This is a genomic window from Lactiplantibacillus sp. 3062 (genome assembly GCF_055413545.1).
In genome coordinates this window covers 83,129-102,490 of record NZ_JBVAYE010000010.1, presented here as the reverse complement: position 1 = coordinate 102,490, position 19,362 = coordinate 83,129, and the positions used below count along the sequence as shown (strand labels likewise).

16 protein-coding genes are annotated in these 19,362 nt (G+C 43.5%); 5 read left to right on the top strand and 11 right to left on the bottom strand.

Going from position 1 to position 19,362, the window contains the following annotated elements; genetic code table 11:
- Positions 1–28: 28 nt before the first annotated feature.
- From ACWQAU_RS12590 to ACWQAU_RS12545, 10 genes are all read right to left on the bottom strand, one after another.
- Positions 29–958: a peptidylprolyl isomerase gene (locus ACWQAU_RS12590; protein ID WP_027821687.1), complete on the bottom strand. Its 930-nt coding sequence runs from the start codon at positions 956–958 to the stop codon at positions 29–31.
- A 269-nt stretch (positions 959–1,227) separates the two neighbouring features.
- Positions 1,228–2,379 carry an IMP dehydrogenase gene (gene guaB / locus ACWQAU_RS12585; protein WP_003642427.1) on the bottom strand — a complete coding sequence of 384 codons (1,152 nt, stop codon included), beginning with the start codon at positions 2,377–2,379 and terminating at the stop codon, positions 1,228–1,230.
- Positions 2,380–2,664: 285 nt separating this feature from the next.
- Positions 2,665–3,390 (bottom strand): DUF1129 domain-containing protein, encoded by a 726-nt coding sequence (locus ACWQAU_RS12580; protein WP_003642428.1) that lies wholly within the window; start codon positions 3,388–3,390, stop codon positions 2,665–2,667.
- A 21-nt stretch (positions 3,391–3,411) separates the two neighbouring features.
- Entirely contained in the window at positions 3,412–4,512 is a 1,101-nt protein-coding gene (gene ychF, locus ACWQAU_RS12575) for a redox-regulated ATPase YchF (RefSeq protein WP_003642429.1), read from the bottom strand.
- 30 nt (positions 4,513–4,542) lie between these two features.
- Positions 4,543–4,734, bottom strand: coding sequence for a DUF951 domain-containing protein (locus ACWQAU_RS12570; protein WP_003639829.1), 192 nt, complete (start codon positions 4,732–4,734; stop codon positions 4,543–4,545).
- Positions 4,735–4,758: 24 nt separating this feature from the next.
- Positions 4,759–5,649, bottom strand: a complete 891-nt coding sequence (locus ACWQAU_RS12565) for a ParB/RepB/Spo0J family partition protein (RefSeq protein WP_003642430.1) — start codon at positions 5,647–5,649, stop codon at positions 4,759–4,761.
- The gene (locus ACWQAU_RS12560) at positions 5,639–6,406 is read right to left on the bottom strand and encodes a ParA family protein (protein ID WP_003642431.1); all 768 of its coding nucleotides are present in this window, start codon (positions 6,404–6,406) and stop codon (positions 5,639–5,641) included. Before ACWQAU_RS12560 ends, ACWQAU_RS12565 begins: the two co-directional genes overlap by 11 nt.
- Positions 6,407–6,408: 2 nt before the next feature.
- Positions 6,409–7,260: a nucleoid occlusion protein gene (noc, locus tag ACWQAU_RS12555; protein ID WP_003642432.1), complete on the bottom strand. Its 852-nt coding sequence runs from the start codon at positions 7,258–7,260 to the stop codon at positions 6,409–6,411.
- A 17-nt stretch (positions 7,261–7,277) separates the two neighbouring features.
- Positions 7,278–8,012, bottom strand: a complete 735-nt coding sequence (gene rsmG, locus ACWQAU_RS12550) for a 16S rRNA (guanine(527)-N(7))-methyltransferase RsmG (protein WP_027821686.1) — start codon at positions 8,010–8,012, stop codon at positions 7,278–7,280.
- Positions 8,013–8,352: 340 nt separating this feature from the next.
- Entirely contained in the window at positions 8,353–9,636 is a 1,284-nt protein-coding gene (locus ACWQAU_RS12545) for a NupC/NupG family nucleoside CNT transporter (RefSeq protein ID WP_003642434.1), read from the bottom strand.
- 659 nt (positions 9,637–10,295) lie between these two features.
- Here ACWQAU_RS12545 and ACWQAU_RS12540 point away from each other — a divergent pair.
- Together ACWQAU_RS12540 and ACWQAU_RS12535 are read left to right on the top strand one after the other, a co-directional pair.
- Positions 10,296–13,247, top strand: coding sequence for a YfhO family protein (locus tag ACWQAU_RS12540; RefSeq protein ID WP_027821685.1), 2,952 nt, complete (start codon positions 10,296–10,298; stop codon positions 13,245–13,247).
- A 496-nt stretch (positions 13,248–13,743) separates the two neighbouring features.
- Positions 13,744–14,577 carry an alpha/beta hydrolase gene (locus ACWQAU_RS12535; RefSeq protein ID WP_027821684.1) on the top strand — a complete coding sequence of 278 codons (834 nt, stop codon included), beginning with the start codon at positions 13,744–13,746 and terminating at the stop codon, positions 14,575–14,577.
- A 571-nt stretch (positions 14,578–15,148) separates the two neighbouring features.
- Here the strand turns inward: ACWQAU_RS12535 and ACWQAU_RS12530 are convergent.
- Positions 15,149–16,045, bottom strand: coding sequence for a LysR family transcriptional regulator (locus tag ACWQAU_RS12530; protein ID WP_003643448.1), 897 nt, complete (start codon positions 16,043–16,045; stop codon positions 15,149–15,151).
- Positions 16,046–16,185: 140 nt separating this feature from the next.
- Here ACWQAU_RS12530 and ACWQAU_RS12525 point away from each other — a divergent pair, with 140 nt between their 5' ends.
- The 3 genes from ACWQAU_RS12525 (at position 16,186) to ACWQAU_RS12515 (ending at position 19,359) form a co-directional block, all read left to right on the top strand.
- Positions 16,186–17,412, top strand: coding sequence for an aminotransferase-like domain-containing protein (locus tag ACWQAU_RS12525; protein ID WP_027821683.1), 1,227 nt, complete (start codon positions 16,186–16,188; stop codon positions 17,410–17,412).
- A 367-nt stretch (positions 17,413–17,779) separates the two neighbouring features.
- Positions 17,780–18,583 (top strand): transporter substrate-binding domain-containing protein, encoded by an 804-nt coding sequence (locus ACWQAU_RS12520; protein ID WP_027821682.1) that lies wholly within the window; start codon positions 17,780–17,782, stop codon positions 18,581–18,583.
- A gap of 68 nt (positions 18,584–18,651) precedes the next feature.
- A complete protein-coding gene (locus tag ACWQAU_RS12515) occupies positions 18,652–19,359 on the top strand; it encodes an amino acid ABC transporter permease (RefSeq protein WP_079111856.1) in 708 nt (235 codons plus the stop codon).
- Positions 19,360–19,362: the final 3 nt, after the last annotated feature.

Below are 19,362 nucleotides of genomic sequence, written 5' to 3'. Positions count from 1 at the left end.
CATCACATCATTGCTGATGATTCTATTGTTAGCTATTTTGGGTGGTTAAATAATCATTAAACGCTGGTGCGAAATGGGCATCAACTACCTTAACGTGGGCCGCTTTGAAAACTGACCGAATCGTCGCAACTTGCGTCTGCTTGTCCATCATCCGCTGTTGCTGGATTTTTTCACACAAATAATTTGTCACATCAATCTGCTTACCGCTATCATCAGTTACAGCCGCAGTCTTGGATCGACGACTGACAACGTTGATAATTTCATAAGTTGGTTTGTCTTTCGTGTCGGCAGTTGCCATAACTGTTTTGACCGGTTTCGTGACATAGTGTCCCACTCGTAGTTTAGCTGTGGCCTGTACAATTGCTGGTGCTAGAGTTTGATTATAACTGTCAAACTGCGCTAATTTTCCAGCAGTTGTGTGCGCTTGTCGATTATTCTGATATTTTCGCACTTGCGAATCAAAGCTAGCACCCGCATTCAGTTCAGCAATAATTTTTTGCGCTTGCTTCTCATTGGCCGTCGCAATGTGTTGAACCGTTGTCATTGGCATATAAGCTGCTCGGGCTTTTTTTAGTTGCGCTTTAGTCACTGGATACTTAGCACTAATGGCTTTCTCCATCAATAAATTCGCTTTGATTTGCGATTTTAAACGCGGTTCAGTGACATGATTACGTTCTAAAATCATGTGATAATTTGCGCCTGCCTGCCGTTTGAATGCTTTTAATTTAGCAGTTACTTCAGCTTGTGAAACATGATATCGTTGATTAAGGACTTTGTTTAGAGTCAATTCTTGAACAGCCTGTTGCGTCGTCGCCTGGTTTTCAATTTGTTTAAATACTTCCGCTTGTGTGACCTGGCCAGCATCTGACTTGACCAATGTCGTAGCCTTCGCTTGACACCCTGTTAACATGACTGCGATGACTAGACTCGCACCTACCCCTATTAACCGATACTTCATTTATATTAGCCCCTTTCTTTGCATCACTAATACCACGATATCATTAAAAATCTAATGAACTTAATAAGTAACACAATCGTGTACAGAGCTAGTATCAACGTCCTAACAAGAAAGAAGCACTACGGTCAATCTACACGAACGTTACATCTGCCTATATTTTCTGCTGGTACTCACCAGACAAAAAAAGCGTAGAACAAAGTTGATGTTCTACGCTTACTTGATGCTTATTCAACTAAACCAATCAGACTGACTCATACGATATCGTCATTTTAACCGTTGACTGAATAGTTCGGTGCATTCTTTGTAATTTGAATTTCATGTGGATGTGATTCGCGGAGCCCAGCGCCAGAGATTTCAACAAACTGGGCGTTTTCGATCAAGGCATCAATGTCTTTAGCGCCAACGTAGCCCATGCCAGAACGTAAACCACCTAACATTTGGAAGATAATATCATCAACGCTGCCTTTGAATGGCACACGTCCTTCAACACCTTCTGGAACTAACTTGTTCGCTTCGTTCACGCCGCCTTGGAAGTACCGGTCAGACGAACCATGAGCTTGTGACATCGCCCCAACGGAACCCATGCCCCGATAGAACTTGTATTGACGGCCATCGTCAAAGACAACCTCACCCGGTGCTTCGGCTGTTCCGGCTAACATACTCCCAAGCATCACGGCGTTGCCACCAGCAGCGAGGGCCTTAACGATATCACCGGAATACTTGATCCCACCATCAGCAATGATAGCTTTGCCGTATTCGCGAGCAACGCTGGCAGAATCATAAACCGCTGTTAATTGTGGCACCCCGACACCAGCGACAATCCGGGTCGTACAGATTGAACCAGGGCCAATCCCCACTTTAACAACATCAACACCAGCTTCAAATAAAGCACGCGTGCCTTCTGCCGTCGCAACGTTACCAGCAATCAATGTCTGCTTAGGGAAGTGGGCCCGAATTTCCTTGATCTTCCGAAGCACACCAGCGGAATGACCATGAGCCGTATCAATAACGATGGCGTCCGCACCAGCGGCAAATAGGGCTTCAGCCCGGTCAAAGGTATCACTAGTGACCCCAACAGCCGCAACGGCCAACAAGTGATTGTTGGCATCAACGGCAGCGTGTGGGTGATCATCATCCTTAACGACCGCTTTGATCTTCTTAACTTCTTCAGCCTGCGCTTCAATGCTTAAGTTCTTATGGATAACAGCTAAGCCACCTTGGTTGGCCATCGCGATTCCCATTGCGGATTCTGAAACAGTATCCATTCCCGCACTAATAATTGGAATATTCAGCTGTAAATTATCGGCAAGTTTAACACCTAAATTGACTTCATTCGGTAAAACATGACTTTCGGCCGGAATTAATAGTACATCATCGAACGTATAACCCTTTTTTCCAAACTTTGTATCCCAATTAGACATTGAACGTTAGCTCCTTATGTTTTTATTTTTATCTGTAAAGGTAACAAAACATCGCGATAAATGCAAGGGGTTGCGCAGATTTTCAGAAAGTTCTTATTTTAAGCCTGTAACGCCCAACCGAATGTTCTAGGTTGGGCCGAGCGTACTTCACACACAACTTTCATTCAGTCATTACATCCGTATCACCAGTTTAAAAGCTAACTAGGTGAATAACAAGCAATGACCACTTGCAATCGACAAAAAGACAAGCCAATGCACGCCATCAGCTTGTCTTTCAGTCCGAGCCTAAAACATGCTCGTCGTAATATTAAAGCGCCGCTTCAACCACATCCGGGCGAAGAAGACGACGACGGCAATGATCAAGTACGCGATTCCTGGTAAGACCGGGTTCAATGGTCCTTGAATCATTGACATGGTTGTAAAGACTAACATCCAAACGATGATAGCCAGTACTGACCACGCGATTTTCTTCCATAACGAAACTTTCTTGCCATCTTTAGCAGGCATTAAGTATTCGAATAACTTAGCAACGCCCAAACCACCAATGGCAGACGTAATCAGAATAGCGGTGATCCCGTTGGCACCAGCTGAATTCTTAGTAGCGTTCGTGCCGATGAAGCCCATGATCCCGTACATTAAGCAGAAAATCATGAATAGCATCAAGCCATTATCCAGCGCCGTGACCCAATAGTTCGCCTTTTGACGTTCTACCGGTGTCTTTTTTGGATTCACAATCTCTTCGGTCCGTTCTTGAACGGTCCCGTATAATTGACGAGCCGTGGTTCCCCGACCTTGTTCCGCTAACAATGTAGACGTCATTTCATTCAGAACTGCCGTCTTTTTCTCACCACTCAACGCTGTGGCATCAAGTGACTTGCGCATCTGACGCATATATTCAGCATTGCGCTTCGTCAACTCAGTCGCTTCGTGAACTGGCCGTTCTGCGGCTTGGGCCTGCTTGGCCCCGGCCGCGGCGTTCCTAGGTGTCTTTGAAGTTTCGCTCTCACTCACTATACAATTGCTCCTTTCAGCTTAAACGTTGAAGCGGAATTCGACGATGTCGCCATCTTGCATGACATAGTCCTTACCTTCCAAACGCAGCTTACCATTTTCCTTGACCTTTGCTTCTGAACCGGCTTCATCCAAAGCATCGTAAGACATCACTTCAGCCCGAATAAATCCACGTTCAAAATCAGAGTGAATAATTCCCGCTGCTTGAGGGGCCTTAGTACCGCGTTTAAACGTCCAAGCCCGGGTTTCCTTACCACCAGCCGTGAAGAAGGTTTCCAGTCCTAATAGCTTGTAAGAAGCCCGAATCAGCTTATTCAAGCCAGGCTCTTCAACGCCTTCAGCTGCTAAAAAGTCGGCCTTGTCGTCATCATCTAGTTCGGCAATTTCTTCTTCAGTTTCAGCAGCAACACCAATGGCTTGGGCTCCTTCTTGCTTAGCATAGTCCGCAACCACTTGGAAATACTTAGAGTTTTCTGGATCGGCCATGTCATCTTCGGCAATATTGGCTACATACAGCACTGGCTTAGACGTTAATAAGAATAAGCCCTTGACGATTTGTTGGTCATCTTCGTTGAATTCTAGTGAACGCACGGGTTTGCCGGCTTCCAAGGCAGGTTTGATCTTTTGCAAAACAGCGAGCTCAGCCTTAGCTTCTTTATCGCTCCCCTTAGCAGCCCGTTGCACTTTAGCCAAACGCTTATCAACAGCTTCTAAGTCCGCTAAACTCAATTCTAGATTAATTGTTTCAATATCATCTTGCGGATCGACTTTACCCGTCACATGGGTGATATTGTCATCATCAAAGGCCCGGACCACGTGCACAATTGCGTCAACTTGGCGGATGTTTTCAAGGAACTTGTTCCCAAGTCCTTCACCCTTACTAGCACCCTTGACGATCCCGGCGATATCCGTAAATTCAAAAGTCGTGGGAACGACCTTCTTTGCGGGGATGATTTCTTGAATTCGGTCTAGTCGTTTGTCGGGAACTTCAACCATCCCAACGTTGGGGTCAATCGTCGCAAATGGATAGTTGGCCATTTCGGCGCCCGCCTTCGTAATTGCGTTAAACAATGTGGATTTACCAACGTTTGGTAACCCAACGATACCTGCTGTAAGTGCCATATCGGTTATTCACTCTTCCTTTTTTAATAATTAAGCTTGATCGGCTTTGCTTTCTAATACCTTTTTGAGTTTTTTATTGAACTCACGACGCGGCATCATGACCACGTGACCACATCCCGTACATTTAATCTTAATGTCAGCGCCCATCCGGGTAATTTCCCAGCGATTGACACCACACGGATGCGCCTTTTTCATCTCGACAATATCACCTAAATCATACATGCGCAACGCCCCTTTATAAATTAATTAATTTAAATCAATACTGAGAATTTCTAAAATCCGTGTCAAATCTTCATTTGACAAGTACGGAATTTCAATTTTCCCTTGATCAGCTTTGTTCGCCTTAGTTTGAATCGAAACGGCCGTCCCAAACTTCTCTTGTAATTGTTCTTCACTCGCACGGATGTACGGTGACTTCTTGGGTGCAACTTTTTTGGCCGGCTCCTTGGACTCGCCGTTATAACGCGCCACGATTTGTTCCAACTGACGGACCGTCATGTTATCCTTCACGACGCGCTTCGCTAATGGCGCTAACTTGGTTTTATCCTTCAAAGACAAAAGCGTTCGAGCCTGGCCCATGGACAGTTGGCCCTTTTGGATATACTGTTTGACCCCATCTGGCAAGCCCAATAACCGCAAATAATTAGCAATATATGGCCGACTCTTGCCTAGGCGCTTTGAGACTTCCGCCTGCGTCAACTTCAGCTTCTTCATCAACGAATCGTAGGCCGCAGCTTCTTCAAGCGGAGTTAAATCTTCCCGTTGTAGATTTTCAAGCACCGCCACTTCCATCATTTGTTCTTCGGTAACATCACGGACAATGGCTGGAATAGTCGTTTGATGAGCGAGCTTCGACGCCCGAAAACGCCGTTCACCAGCAATGATTTCATATTTATTCAGCTCGGCATCCGGTTGTCGTACAATGATTGGCTGGAAAACGCCGGACTTTTCAATCGAGCTGGCGAGCTCCTTAAGTGCCGTCTGATCAAAAGTTCGCCGGGGTTGGTACGGATTGGCATGAATATCCTTAAGATCTAGATCAACCACGGCTTCTTCACTAGCTGGTTCGTTAACATCGGCAAACAGGGCTCCAATACCGCGTCCCAGCGCCTTATTATCTTTATCTTTACTTGCCATGAGCGGCCAACACTTCCTTTGCTAGAGCTAAGTAGACTTGCGCACCTTTCGAACGGGCATCATAATCGACAATCGATAGGCCGTGGCTAGGTGCTTCAGATAACCGCACATTGCGGGGAATAATCGTCTTATAGACGGCGTCCTTAAAGTATTTCCGAACTTCTTCGTTGACCTGGGCTCCGAGATTGGTACGGGCATCGTACATAGTCAATAGCACGCCTTCAATTCGCAACTGTTTATTAAAATGTTTTTGTACGAGCTTGATCGTATTCAATAACTGACTCAGCCCTTCCAAAGCATAGTACTCGCTTTGAACCGGAATCAAAATCGAATCACAAGCCGTAAACGCATTAATGGTCAGCAAGCCTAACGACGGTGGACAATCGATCAAAATATAATCATAATCATCCTTCACGTCATCGATGGCATCACGTAAGCGGGTCTCACGTGCCATCATCGGTGTCAGTTCGATTTCTGCCCCAGAAAGCTGAATTGTAGCCGGAACGATATCTAAACCCTTATGACTCGTTGGGATAATGGTTTCTTTAATGGGAACGTCATTGATTAAAACGTCATAGATTTCACGTTCGATGGTCGACTTTTGAACACCTAAACCACTGGTCGCATTCCCTTGCGCATCCGTGTCAATTAATAAAACTTTTTGGCCTAATTCGACCAGACTAGCCCCGAGATTAATACTCGTGGTTGTCTTGCCAACGCCACCTTTTTGGTTAGCGAGTGCAATTACGGTTCCCATAATTATTGATCACCCCTTGGTTGATTTTTTGGAATTTCAATCGTAATCCGATACCCGTCATCCGTATCCTCTTCATGGGTCTTCACGGGTAAGCCGGCATCAGTTACCATCTTAATTGATTTTTTGATCGTATTCACAGCAATTCGCGTATCGCCGGTCAACCCCCGTGCACGTTTGCGTTTGGGCTTCGGCGGCGTTTGGGTCTTCGCCACTAGCTGTTCTGTTTCTTTGACCGTCAATTGATCAGCAAGCACCCGTTTCAAAACCGCAGCCTGTTGCTCCACAGCCAAGTTGAGTAGTGCGCGGCCGTGCCGTTCGCTGATTTGTCGCTGCAACAACGCCGTTTGAACCGGCTGTGCTAACTTCAACAATCGCAACTTATTCGCAACTAACGACTGACTTTTGCCCAATTCTTTCGCTAGCGCCGATTGCGTTAATTGGTTGAGTTCCATCAGTTCTTGGTAGGCCCGAGCCTCTTCAATGGCCGTTAAATCTTGTCGCTGTAAATTCTCGATCAGCGCCATTGACGCGGTTTCACCATCATCCATCTTTTGAATGATGGCCGGCACATCTGCCCAATGAAGTGAAGAAATGGCGCGGAACCGCCGCTCACCAGCGATAATTTCGTATTTCTGCGGTTCGTATTCCCGCAAGACAATTGGCTGCAACAAGCCGTGATCCGCAATCGTAGCAGCCAATTCAGCAATACCAGTTTCATCGAAGACTTGCCGGGGTTGAAACCGGTTGGGGATAATGGCAGTGACCGGAATACGGACAATTTGTTGCTCCGTGGGGGTCGTGGCCGCCTCGGTTTTATGTTTATCACGATTAGAACCAAATAATGAAAATGCCATTGAAATTACCTCCCACCTTACATTGGTGCCGTTAACGGCTGTTTCGCCGGTGTCCCCGGCTTGCGTGGATACCGCTTCGGTGACGGCTTCTTCTTATCAATAACAATGATATGGCGCGGATCAGCAGTCACGGGCAAACTAAAGGCCTCGTCCTGAACAATTTGGCCCCCTAATTGTTGAACGGCGTATGTCCCTTCAGCCGTTTCAGTACGGGCATTGGCTGCTTTCAATGCAATCATCTGGCCGCCAATTTTAACGAGTGGTAGGCAGAGTTCGCTCAATACTGATAGGCGCGCTACTGCCCGAGCCGTCACGATATCGTAGCTTTCCCGGTGAGCAGACTTCTTGCCAGCAAACGTTTCAGCGCGAGCATGGAACGTTTTCACACCCGTTAAGCCTAATTGTTGGACTAGATCATTTAAAAAATTGATTCGCTTATTCAATGAATCAACGATCGTCACTTGTAACTGTGGGAACGCAATTTTGAGCGGAACCGACGGGAAACCGGCTCCAGCGCCAACATCACAAATCGTGAGTGGTTGATCACGCAGCGCAGGAACGTAGAATGCTGGCGTGAGTGAATCGTAAAAATGTTTAAGATAAACTTCTGGTTCCGCTGTGATCGTGGTCAGGTTGAACTGCTTATTAGTCGTGACCAATAGTTGAAAATACAGCGCAAATTGTGCCAATTGTTTTGCCGTCAGCGCAATCTCGTGTTGGGCTAACGCTTGTTTAAATTCTTCTGGATTCATTAGTAATAGCTCTCCTTAAAGGGGTCACATTCGTCCTCTTTTTGTGAAACAACTCAATGTTTCACGTCACCTCATAACTTTAACGTAAATAACACTTAAAATCAATGCACAGCCCCGCTGTTAAAATCGCAATAACCCTTGAAAAGTCTGCTTTTACAGCCATCATTGACAGCTATTCTAGTTTGCAATTTTTCTAGTCAAATTCATGAACCGCCTTGAACATCTCACCGTTAAAAACGACACCGGATAAAAGTATGACCAGATGATTCATTAATAAAAAAGAGGCCAGCCGAATAGCTGACACTCTTACGTTCAATTCAAAATTAAATTATATCACCGACTACCAAACGAACAACCCAACGACACCGGCTGATAGTAAGGAGACCAGGATCCCAGATAATAGCATGTAACCAACATTCCGTGAAATCAAATCGTTCTTTTCACGATCAACGATTCCCTTGAAAGCCCCAATAATCATCCCAATCGTTGAGAAGTTCGCGAAGGACGTTAAGAAGACCGTTAAGACTGCCCGGAAATGCGGTGCAAAATCGTTAACTTTGCTGGAAACTTCACCCATGACAACGAATTCGTTAGTCACTAATTTCGTTCCCATATATGAAGCCATTTGGAAAGCATCACTTGGGTTAAAGCCAAGTAACCATGCAAATGGGAACATGACAACCCCAAAGATGTTTTCAAGTGATAAATTGCTATTGATTAAACCTAACAACTTATCAATTAATTTGGCTAACGCTACGAAAGCAATAACGTTAGCAGCAATAATCAAAATCAAGCGACCAGCGCCTAAGATTGAATCACCCAAGAAAGAGAAGAATGGTTCGCGAGCTGGTTTAGCTTCCTTAACTTGTTCATTAGCTAATTCTTCAGAACCGCTCGTTTCAGTGGTGGCAGTAGTTTCTTCAACAGCCGCACTACCTGAGATTTTCGCAATGGTATCTTCTTCCGGCTTAACTTCGACCGGATTCAAGATTGCAGCAATAATCGCAGCGTTTAAGACGTTCATTGGCACCGCCGTCAAAATGAATTGACCAGGCATCATCTTAATGTAAGCCCCTAAGATCGATGCCGTCACACAACTCATTGACATCATCGCAATCGTCAAGTTTCGTTGTGCCTTCATCTGCTTCAATTGTAACTGCGAAACAGCAAGAGCTTCCGTGTTGCCCAAGAACATCATTTCAACAACGAAGAATGATTCGAACTTTGGTTGACCAGTAATGTAAGCTAAGCCCCGGCCAACCCATTTGATAATCCATGGTAATACGCCAATATAGGTCAAAATATCGAATAATGGCACAATCAACAAGATTGGTAATAATGAACTAGTGACGAAGTCCATCGACTTAACGTTAACCCAACTAGCTAACGCAAAGGCGATCCCATCGTATGATACATTGACGAGCCAAGTGAAGCCATCTGCCGCTGCTTTAACCGCGTCGACACCGACTTGTGAACCCGTTAAGAACCATGCCAATAAGACTTCTAGTACTAACATGACACCAACTGAACGCCAGTTAATGGCGTGCTTTTGCTTGGAGAATAAGTAGGCAATGGCAATAAAAACCACAATCCCAATAATATTAACTACCAAGTTAAAGACCATGTGAATAATCCCTCTTCCCTATGAATGTAAGAAATATGACAAAACTACTTCTATTAATTTACCATTTAATACGCACTTGCGGTAGCACTTTTTAAAGAAAAGCTTAAGTTCTTAATTAGGCCGTACCAATTTATTGAAAGGCCCCGTCCAGATAGTGCTGGTAACCGTGAGAATTTTAGTTATGTCTGCCCAATTTCATTCTAAATTTTAGTAATTCTGCTAATCATAAATCGAAAATTTAGGTCCATCTTGATTAACCGTTAACTTATTGTGACTAGAATTAATTTATTAACTTAGTAATCTATCTGAGTATTCTCTAAGTCGTTAAGTTACAAACTAATAGCAATAATAAAACCAACACATTATAATCTGTAAAATTAAAGTATCATGATTCAATTTACCTATATTTCTCACCGCAAGTACCCGTAATTCAAAGTCATTGTATCAATCAAGGGCCAATTTAATAAATCATTATCAGTTAATAAATACCTCAAATCATTAAATAACAGTTGAAAATCACCAGTTACTTGGCAGATAATAGACTTTTGTTGTTACAACCCGGGAATCATTGAGATTGACTATATCTCTATGTTGGTTGCATTCAATTATTTTTAGTTAATCTTTTTAAAACTTTATGCCAATATACAAAGGAGAATTTCATGCGTCATTTGGGGAAAGTACCAGTTTGGATTACTTATACAGTAGCCTTTATTATTTTAACTTGCATCATTTATAGTCCACTATTTCTGGACGGACGGTCTTTGATTTGGACAGTAGATGGGATTTCACAGCATTTGCCAATACTAACAGCATTCCAAAAAATGCTTAAGGGAATTGGCACACAATCATTATTTGGATGGTCCTGGAATCTTGGCCTAGGAGCCGATCAAATGACGACTTTTGCGTATTACGTTGTCGGCGATCCATTCAACTACTTAGTCGCTCTATTTCCAACTACTAAAATTGAATTTGCATATCAGTTTCTGATTTTGATTCGCTTATATGCTACGGGCCTAGCTTTTTTAACATTTGCTAGGATATGGCACTTTAGCCGCTTAAGTCTTTTAATTGGTTCTTTAACATATACCTTCACTGCTTTTGCACTTCACATCGGCATGCATCATCCCTTCTTCTTATTACCCCTCATCTTTTTCCCATTATTATGTTGGGGAATTGAGCGAGTATTCAGAGGAAAATCATGGTGGCCCCTGGCAATAGTAATTGCAATCACGGTTGCCAGTAACGTTTACTTTGCTTACGTATTAGCACTCGGGAGCGTTATTTACACAATCTGGCGTTATTGGCAACAATATCGTCAAACAAAAACGTATGCACGATTTTGGCAATTGATTTACCACTTATTAAGCGCTGTTTTAGTCGGTGTAGCGTGTGCAGCAGTGTTAGTTATTCCGACCGTCCTCGCCATGTTGCACTCGACACGTACAGGTGGCCAATTTGCCAACGGATTATCGCTCTACCCATTAAGTTATTATATTGCGCTACCCAATTTGGTTTTAAATAGTGATGGGATGCCGTTTTGGGTCATTTTAGGTATCAGTAGCCTAACTTGGTTAGCTATTTTACATTCGTTACGTCATTTTAAACAACGATGGGACTTAAATAGTCTACTCATTATTTTATTAGTAGGCCTATTACTTCCAGCTGTTGCAGCCACATTCAACGTTCTATCTTCGCCCTCCAATCGTTGGCTATTATTAAGCACTTTGCTGTTCAGCGTTCTTACAATGCGACTCATCGATGACTGGAAAAAACTTGATAGTTGGGATTACCGACTATTTCTAGGCGCCAGTGTTGGCTTAATTATAATTATTTGGGTCGTAAATGGTTTTACTTTTAACGTTAGTGCGCGCGACCTAATATCATATATATTACTATTCGTCTTAATCACCTGGTTTATCGGGTCAAGTGCGATGCATTTAAGCCGCTTAACACTGATAATTGGCTGTTTCACTCTGCTATGTCTTAATCTAATTAATACTGGCTTTGGTGCAACTATGACCAGTTCCGGAGTTGCCAATCCACAACAACTATATCGTGGAAGTGCCACGAGTTGGATTAATAAATATTTGGATGGTGCTCAAAAAGCTTTACCGCGTAATGATAATTTCTATCGAACTACATTAACCCCTGGATTCTATGCTAGAGGAGCTGCTTCTGGAAAGAAAAACATCTCAATGTTGCTCGGCACCCATGATATTGCATCCTATTTCTCAGTACAGAATAGAAGTATTAGCCAATTTTCACAGTCAATTGGCAATCAAGAGGCCGATCCTAATTCACCACTAAGCACAGCTGATGGTCGGACAACAACACGTAACCTTCTGGGGGTCCGTTATATATTTGAACTAGCAGACCGTTATGACCCTAAAAATATTCCCGTGGGCTATCATGCTTTAAAAAACAACGATGGGCACGTGCGTATATTTAAAGATCAACCAGTGGCCGGTGGATTATCTAACAAAACCGGAACTATCGTTTTTGTTAATGACAACTTTTTACCATTAGTATCCACGCAAAACGCTCAGATTAGCGCAGCCAAATATCAACGATTAAATGCTGTTGATAAAGAGCAAGCAATGATACAAGCGCCGATTACTGATAAGCCAATAACTGGTGTTAAACAAGTGCAACCTCAAAAAATAGCCACCACTGTCCCCTATACCGTTAAAGTTAGGAATGTTACCGACAGGCCAGTCAACTCTTCAAGCCGACTAAGCCAGAAATTAGTCACTACTAATAAAAAAATTGTTAATGACAATCAAACCACTAACAAAGATGGTCTACATCAATTAGTTAGTGATTGTCAGGGACATCAATTGACCTATGATTTAATTCTTGATCATCCTGAAAAGTGGCAAAATAAAGAGTTATATTTAGAGGTTAGCGGTATGACAATGGTCAAACCTACGTTGAATCAATTTTTGCAAAATAATGCGGCTAATGCCGTATTTGCTAATCGCCCCAATACAACATTAGCTAAGATTCAACAGTTTCGCCAGGCACTTCATACTGATTGGCAACTCAGCGGTTACTATTTATCCGCATCAACCGCTTATCGAAGTAACAACTTTTCACAACAATCACCAACTAATCTTTCGAATTATTCGATTCGAAAACGTGTTATTTTAAATTTAGGCTATTCAAGTCATTTACGAAGAATCGTGACCGTTCGTTTTAGTCAAGTGCCTGAACTAAAAATCCATCATGTAAAATTAATGGCAGTTGGATTTAAGGGGCGCTACCAGCGTCAAATCAAGGCCATTCAAAAGCACGGCCTTAAACAACAAAAGGTAACTAACAACACCATTACGGGTCGCACTCAAGCACAAACTGCCAGCGTATTAACTACCTCGATTCCATATTCAACTGGTTGGCACTTAACAGTTGATGACAAACCAACTAAGACTCAAGTTGTTAATACAGGTTTCGTTGGTGCAAAAATTCCCGCTGGTCAGCATAAAGTCAAATTACAATATCATACACCCGGATTACGATTGGGCGCTATAATTTCGTTAATTGGCCTTTTGCTTCTACTGGTTAGTATCCTTTGGCAATCACACGCTTGGTTGCATAATCAATCAAACCAGTAAGAACTCCAGTCTATTTTCTCGTATTAAAATTTACACGTAATTCATGCTTTCTGATCAAAAAAGTTCGATTCGTCATTGAATCGAACTTTTTCTATCAGCTCCCATTTTGAATAATAAACCAATGATGAACTGACTTGATGACAACTGAAAATTCAGTCGTTAAGTACCCCGCAACCGCGGAGTGCCCCTGCCAAGGAATTCTATTATACCGCGTTTAGTCCGTTTGCGAACTAATTAGTTGACCTGACCATTAAATGGGACTAAACTACGGACAATTAATGAAAGGGGGTGATGCTTTTTGAGTACCATATGTAATCTTAAAGCATCAGTCTCTGCCCTATTCGGAGCACATGACTGATACCTTTAAGGAGTCCCGACCAAATTTACTTGGTCGGGACTTTTGCTATCTAAAAGTGTGTATAAACAGTTGCAAGTTGACTGTGAGTGGCTTACATTAAAAGTGCAGTTTATTTGGAGATATGGAGTAACGGGAAATATGAAAGCAACGACAAAACAAGTATTGACAGGCGCTACCTGGCTAGTAGTTCTGCTAGCAATGATCGGTGGTACCATGCTTTGGCAACAACAAGTCCACAAGTCAAAACCGGTCACCACCATAACAGTGACTTCTACTGAACGTATTCCAATGGTGCTCTTACTAGATGACCACTTAACTCACAATCAGATTCAGCAATTAACTGCCCATATTCAAAACAGTAGCGCCACTCAGACACTGGTCACCGCCAAAATTACAGCGACGGGGACCGTGACATTTAAAGGACAATTGCTCAACAGTGACAACCGCCCCTACATACAAGTGCAACTGCCCAAGAACCTTGATTCAAACCGACAAACGCATTTATTAAAGCAACTCCTAACCGCCGCCCGCCAGCAGTTTGAATTTCGCCGGTTTAACCTTGTCAGTTACGGTCGTGGCGGTCTCACTGCCACTAACTATGTCGAACACACAACAACAAGCTTATCACCACAACACCTTGTACTGATGGCCACCCCATTTAACGGCACCAGCCGCCAAAGTAACAATCGTCGCCAAACGACGCCGGTTGCCGCCAAGTCGCAAACGGCCACACTAGCTAAATTGATTGCACACCGCCATACCATTGATTCCAAGATGCAGGTATTGATTGTCGCTGGAAAAGCCATCAAAGCTGACCAACCCCTACCACTGCAAAGTGCCCTGGCTGGTCAATCTATCTTCAAGCCAGTGGTAAAGGTCTATCAACAAAAAGTGTTGCGCTCATGGCGCACCCAATCCGGCTTACTCAACAACCATCAAATCGGTAATACGATTCAAACGTTTATAAACTGATTTCACCCGTCCAATCGACCTAGCCATCATTTTTGCTCAGAGTGCTTATCTAAAACATATCTAAAAGATTAATAGCCACCTTTCCTGACAACCAACTTGGTCTACTGGAAAAGCGGCTATTTTTAGCTTTAATTGTGCGATCTGGTCGTAGTAAGCCTTTAACGTTAAAAGCAGCCAGCTTAAGTCCGCTGAAAAAAGTTTAAGTTAGTGCCAACCCTGCCTGGTTGAGCGCGTCCTACAACGCCTTCCAGTCGGGATAGCGTTCGAATGGCGGACATGTGCGTATTCCGTTTCTGATGAATTGGCCGTGGCTATTTTAGCGACAGCGACTTTGCCATATAACTGTCAGTCTGATAATAGAATTACGACTGTTCCATGATCTTTATACTGAGGTATTCAAAACAGTTGATGTCCCATTAACATTTGTTCAAAGTTCTTAGTAGTAAATAATAATTTAACGACTAATTGCACCAGTTAGGCGGTCGTTCATCTACCTTTCGAGTGGCTTCCCGAAACATGCTCAATGCCACTGAAGTCTGTGCTGGCTACGCCAACGCTCTGCCTAACTTTGCTACTGCCATAACATCTGATCCGGATACTCCTTGGTCAAAAACTGTTTAATGGCACGAATCATGATAGCCGTTGAAGGAGCGGTCGCCTGGGTTTTGTTGGCAACTAAGGCAATCTCACGATTATAGGGTTCGGCAAAGGAAAACGTGTTAACATCTCCAGTTAGCTTCCGTAGTGCTAGCTGAGGCAAAATGCCCATGCCTAAACCGGATTCTACCATTGAAATAATAGATTGATCATCAATCGAGAATCGTAAAAAGTTATTAGTAACGTGGTAGTGGTCCAGTGCTAGCTTGGTGTCCCGGTCATAATCGCTTTGTTGTAGAATAAAGTTCTTATCCGCAACGTCATCAGTCGTAATGAATTCACCATTTTCTGGGATAAAATCAGCGGGCGTCACACAATAGATTGGATCATTGATCAGTGAATGCACTAATAAGTTCTCATTGACTGGCATCGACGTAAACCCAATATCGATAGTACCGATCTTGGCCCAGTTGGTTATTTCATTAAAGTTACCTTGCATGACTGAAATCTTAATATCAGGATATTTATGATTAAATTCGCGAATAATTCGGGGTAACCAGTTGATACAGACACTACTGAAACCGCCGATCCGTACCGATCCAGAGTGCAATCCTTGAATATTATCGGCAACTTGTCGCAAGTTACTTTCCGTATTCAGAATCTCTTGAACATAGGGTAAAACCTGCCGCCCATCACTAGTAAGTTCAACGCCTGAACGGTTACGGATGAATAGTGGAAAACCCAGTTCTTTTTCCAACTGATTGATCGAATGACTGACCGCACTTGGCGTAACGTTAAGCGTAGCGGCCGCTTGATAGAATGTGTGTTGGGCAACGACCGTTGAAAAGACTTCATATGCGAAGTTTGCCATAATGATTTACCTCTCTTAGGTGAATTTATTTCACTTATTATTGAAAAAGTTGAGTTTTACTAATTACAAGTTTTATTTTATCATATTGATAATCAAAGAAAACAGTTTAAGTACAAAAAACTGAGTGGGGGAAAATTATTATGAAAAAATTATTTGCAAATCGCGTGTTAAACAATGACACTTCCGACCTAGATGAGGTCTTCAAGAATAGTGCAAACCCGGAAAACATTTCCTTCGCTGGTGGTTTTCCAGATCAGCACTTATTCCCTGACAACGACTTAAAGCAAGCCTATCGTGATGCTATTGAACACGATGGTCAAGGCATCTTCCAATACTCATCAACTCAAGGGCTGCCGGCATTACGCCAAAAAATTGCAGATCGAATGGCGACTCATGCTGACGTTCAAGTTAGTGCCGACAATGTCATGATGACTCAAGGTGGTCAGCAAGCCATCGACCTCGTGGCGAAGCTCATGTTGAACCATGGAGATGCCATGGTCGTCGAAGGCCCGACTTACATGGGGGCTTTAGCCGCCTTCGACACTTACGAACCGACTTACTACGAAATTCCAGTTGATGATAATGGGATGAATATTCGTCAACTTCGTAAAACCTTGAAAGCTCATCCTGAGATCAAATTGATTTACACGATTCCTGACTTCCACAATCCAACGGGTACGACGATGAGTGCCAAACGTCGTCAAGCACTCGTTGCCCTTGCCAATCAGTACGACGCCATTATTTTGGAAGACAGCCCGTACCGGGACCTCCGTTATAGTGGTCAAAACATTCCGGCTATCAAACACTACGATACTGAAGGCCGCGTCATCTTTATCTCAAGTTTCTCAAAGATTCTCTCCCCGGCCTTGCGAACAGGCTGGATTGTTGCTGACGACGCAATCATGCACGCATTGGTCGGACTGAAATCCGCAATCGATGTTCAATCGCCAAATGTAACACTGGCTGCTATCAACAGCTACCTAGATCAACACGACATCGACGATCACGTTGCAACTATTAGTACTTCATACCGGATTAAACGTGACGCGATGTTAGCCGCACTCGATCAATACTTCCCGCAAAATGTCCACTACACCCGTCCTAATGGGGGCTTCTTCATCTGGGTAACCTTGCCAGAAGGAATTGATGCTAAAACCTTGCTCAATGACGTTGTTTTACCGCAAGCACACGTTGCCTATGTGCCATCCGCTTGCCAATTCGCAAGTCGCAAGGTTAAAAACGGGTTCCGGTTGAATTTCACTAGTCTCAACGTCGAAACAATTACGCTGGGAATTAAACGCCTTGGCCACATCTTACAACCGGCACCAGTAATTGTTCCAGCAGCATCGTTCGCACCCCAATTCTAACTTGACCCACTCATCATGCGACTAACCGTAATAATTGCGATTAGTCGCATTTTTTGATTACATCTGTCAGCTGTAATGAGTGGTCGTGCTCCTGAATATTAGCACTTTTTATATCAGGATCCACATCAAATAAGCCGTACGCTTTACGACCATTTATACTGTATCAGTTTGAGCACCCGCGCTTGCGTCGCTTTTACTGATAAAAAAGGGTTTGACAGTACTTCTCTGATTCGCTACACTAACGCTATACTAGCCGATTATGAAATAAGCATTGGTCCGTTTGCGACACTCAATGCTTATTTTTTGTTAACAGCTTCATTTTCGGATAAACTAGGAGTGTTGTGAAAAATTTCTAGGAGTGTGAATCATGAAGTCATGGGTTAAAAAATTAAGCGTTGCAGTGCTTGGGTTAGGTTTAGCAGTTACATTGACCGCCTGTGGTAGTAACACTAGCAGCAGTTCAAAGTCTAACGACCTCGGATTGCAAAAATCGGGGACGTTGACGATTGGCTTAGAAGGCACTTTTCAACCATATAGCTACCGTAAAGACGGTAAATTAACTGGTTTCGAAGTTGACCTCGGGAAAGCCGTTGCCAAGAAGATGGGACTAAAAGCTAAATTTGTACCAACGAAGTTCGATTCGTTAGTAGCTGGTTTAGACACAAACAAATTCGACGTTGTCATGAATAACATGTCCGAAACGGCGGCCCGAAAGAAGAAGTATCTCTTCTCGACCCCTTACATTTATTCTAAATCACAATTAGCCGTCAAGAAGAACTCATCGATTAGTAAGATTACCGATATTAAGGGTAAGAAAGTTGCCGAAACAACGACTAGCAATAACGCAACGGATGCTAAACGTTTAGGTGCAACCATCACCCCAACCGATAGTTTCCAACAGTCGATCGACCTCGTCTCACAAGGCCGCGTCGCTGGGACTATTAATTCTCGTGAATCCTTCTATGCTTACTTCAAGCAGAATCCGAAGGCTAACATTAAGCTGATTGATTCCGGCGATCACATTGCCTCACAAAAAATCGGGGCCATCGTCACTAAGCACCACCCTAAGATGCAAAAACAAATCTCGAAAGCAATCCAAGAATTACGTAAGGACGGCACGTTAAAGAAATTGTCCAATAAGTATTTTGGTGGTAACGTTACTGATAAGTAACGTACCATTGCCCGCTATTATGGCGGGATACATAGCACCAAATTCTAATTTGTTACAGGAGGCTCCCTATGGATTCAATCTGGCACATCATTGTCACATCAACGCCGCAAATTGCTGCAGCGGGTTTAAAATATACCATTCCGATTGCCATTATTTCATTTATTCTCGGTTTGATACTTGCGATTTTCACGGCCCTCGTCAAGATTTCGACTCGTCGTGGTTGGTTTTTAATTCTGAAAGCCATCGCTAACTTCTACGTCTGGCTCTTTCGGAGTACCCCACTGCTGGTACAACTCTTTATCGTCTATTTCGGGCTTCCCTACCTTAAAATCAAAGGGTTCTTTCCAAATGGGGTCCAGCTCGACCCCTGGACTGCTGGGATTGCCACTTTTTCACTGAACACCGGGGCTTACTGTGCGGAAACGATTCGAGCAGCCATTCTTTCCATTCCTCAAGGTCAGTGGGAAGCGGCCTACTCGATTGGCATGACCAAGTCACAAGTACTCAAACGAATTATTTTGCCGCAAGCTGCGCGAGTCTCACTACCGCCACTATCCAATAGTTTTATTAGCTTAGTCAAGGACACCTCCTTGGCCGCTTCAATCACGATTATTGAAATGTTCGAAGTCAGCCAACAAATTGCTGCTCAAAATTATCAACCACTTGTGATGTACTCCCTGGTTGCTGCCCTATACGCAATTCTATGTACGATTCTCAGCTGGCTACAAGGCTACTTGGAAAAGCGGACGTCACGTTACTTACGGCCACTTAATTAGGAG

Bases quoted from the DNA above. Each gene is read 5' to 3' on its own strand.
- ACWQAU_RS12535 (WP_027821684.1), top strand. From the start codon at position 13,744: ATGAAAGCAACGACAAAACAAGTATTGACAGGCGCTACCTGGCTAGTA.
- noc (WP_003642432.1), bottom strand. From the start codon at position 7,260: ATGGCATTTTCATTATTTGGTTCTAATCGTGATAAACATAAAACCGAG.
- ACWQAU_RS12525 (WP_027821683.1), top strand. From the start codon at position 16,186: ATGAAAAAATTATTTGCAAATCGCGTGTTAAACAATGACACTTCCGAC.
- ACWQAU_RS12590 (WP_027821687.1), bottom strand. From the start codon at position 958: ATGAAGTATCGGTTAATAGGGGTAGGTGCGAGTCTAGTCATCGCAGTC.
- ACWQAU_RS12545 (WP_003642434.1), bottom strand. From the start codon at position 9,636: ATGGTCTTTAACTTGGTAGTTAATATTATTGGGATTGTGGTTTTTATT.
- rsmG (WP_027821686.1), bottom strand. From the start codon at position 8,012: ATGAATCCAGAAGAATTTAAACAAGCGTTAGCCCAACACGAGATTGCG.
- ACWQAU_RS12570 (WP_003639829.1), bottom strand. From the start codon at position 4,734: ATGTATGATTTAGGTGATATTGTCGAGATGAAAAAGGCGCATCCGTGT.
- ACWQAU_RS12540 (WP_027821685.1), top strand. From the start codon at position 10,296: ATGCGTCATTTGGGGAAAGTACCAGTTTGGATTACTTATACAGTAGCC.
- ACWQAU_RS12520 (WP_027821682.1), top strand. From the start codon at position 17,780: ATGAAGTCATGGGTTAAAAAATTAAGCGTTGCAGTGCTTGGGTTAGGT.
- ychF (WP_003642429.1), bottom strand. From the start codon at position 4,512: ATGGCACTTACAGCAGGTATCGTTGGGTTACCAAACGTTGGTAAATCC.
- ACWQAU_RS12530 (WP_003643448.1), bottom strand. From the start codon at position 16,045: ATGGCAAACTTCGCATATGAAGTCTTTTCAACGGTCGTTGCCCAACAC.
- ACWQAU_RS12560 (WP_003642431.1), bottom strand. From the start codon at position 6,406: ATGGGAACCGTAATTGCACTCGCTAACCAAAAAGGTGGCGTTGGCAAG.
- guaB (WP_003642427.1), bottom strand. From the start codon at position 2,379: ATGTCTAATTGGGATACAAAGTTTGGAAAAAAGGGTTATACGTTCGAT.
- ACWQAU_RS12565 (WP_003642430.1), bottom strand. From the start codon at position 5,649: ATGGCAAGTAAAGATAAAGATAATAAGGCGCTGGGACGCGGTATTGGA.
- ACWQAU_RS12515 (WP_079111856.1), top strand. From the start codon at position 18,652: ATGGATTCAATCTGGCACATCATTGTCACATCAACGCCGCAAATTGCT.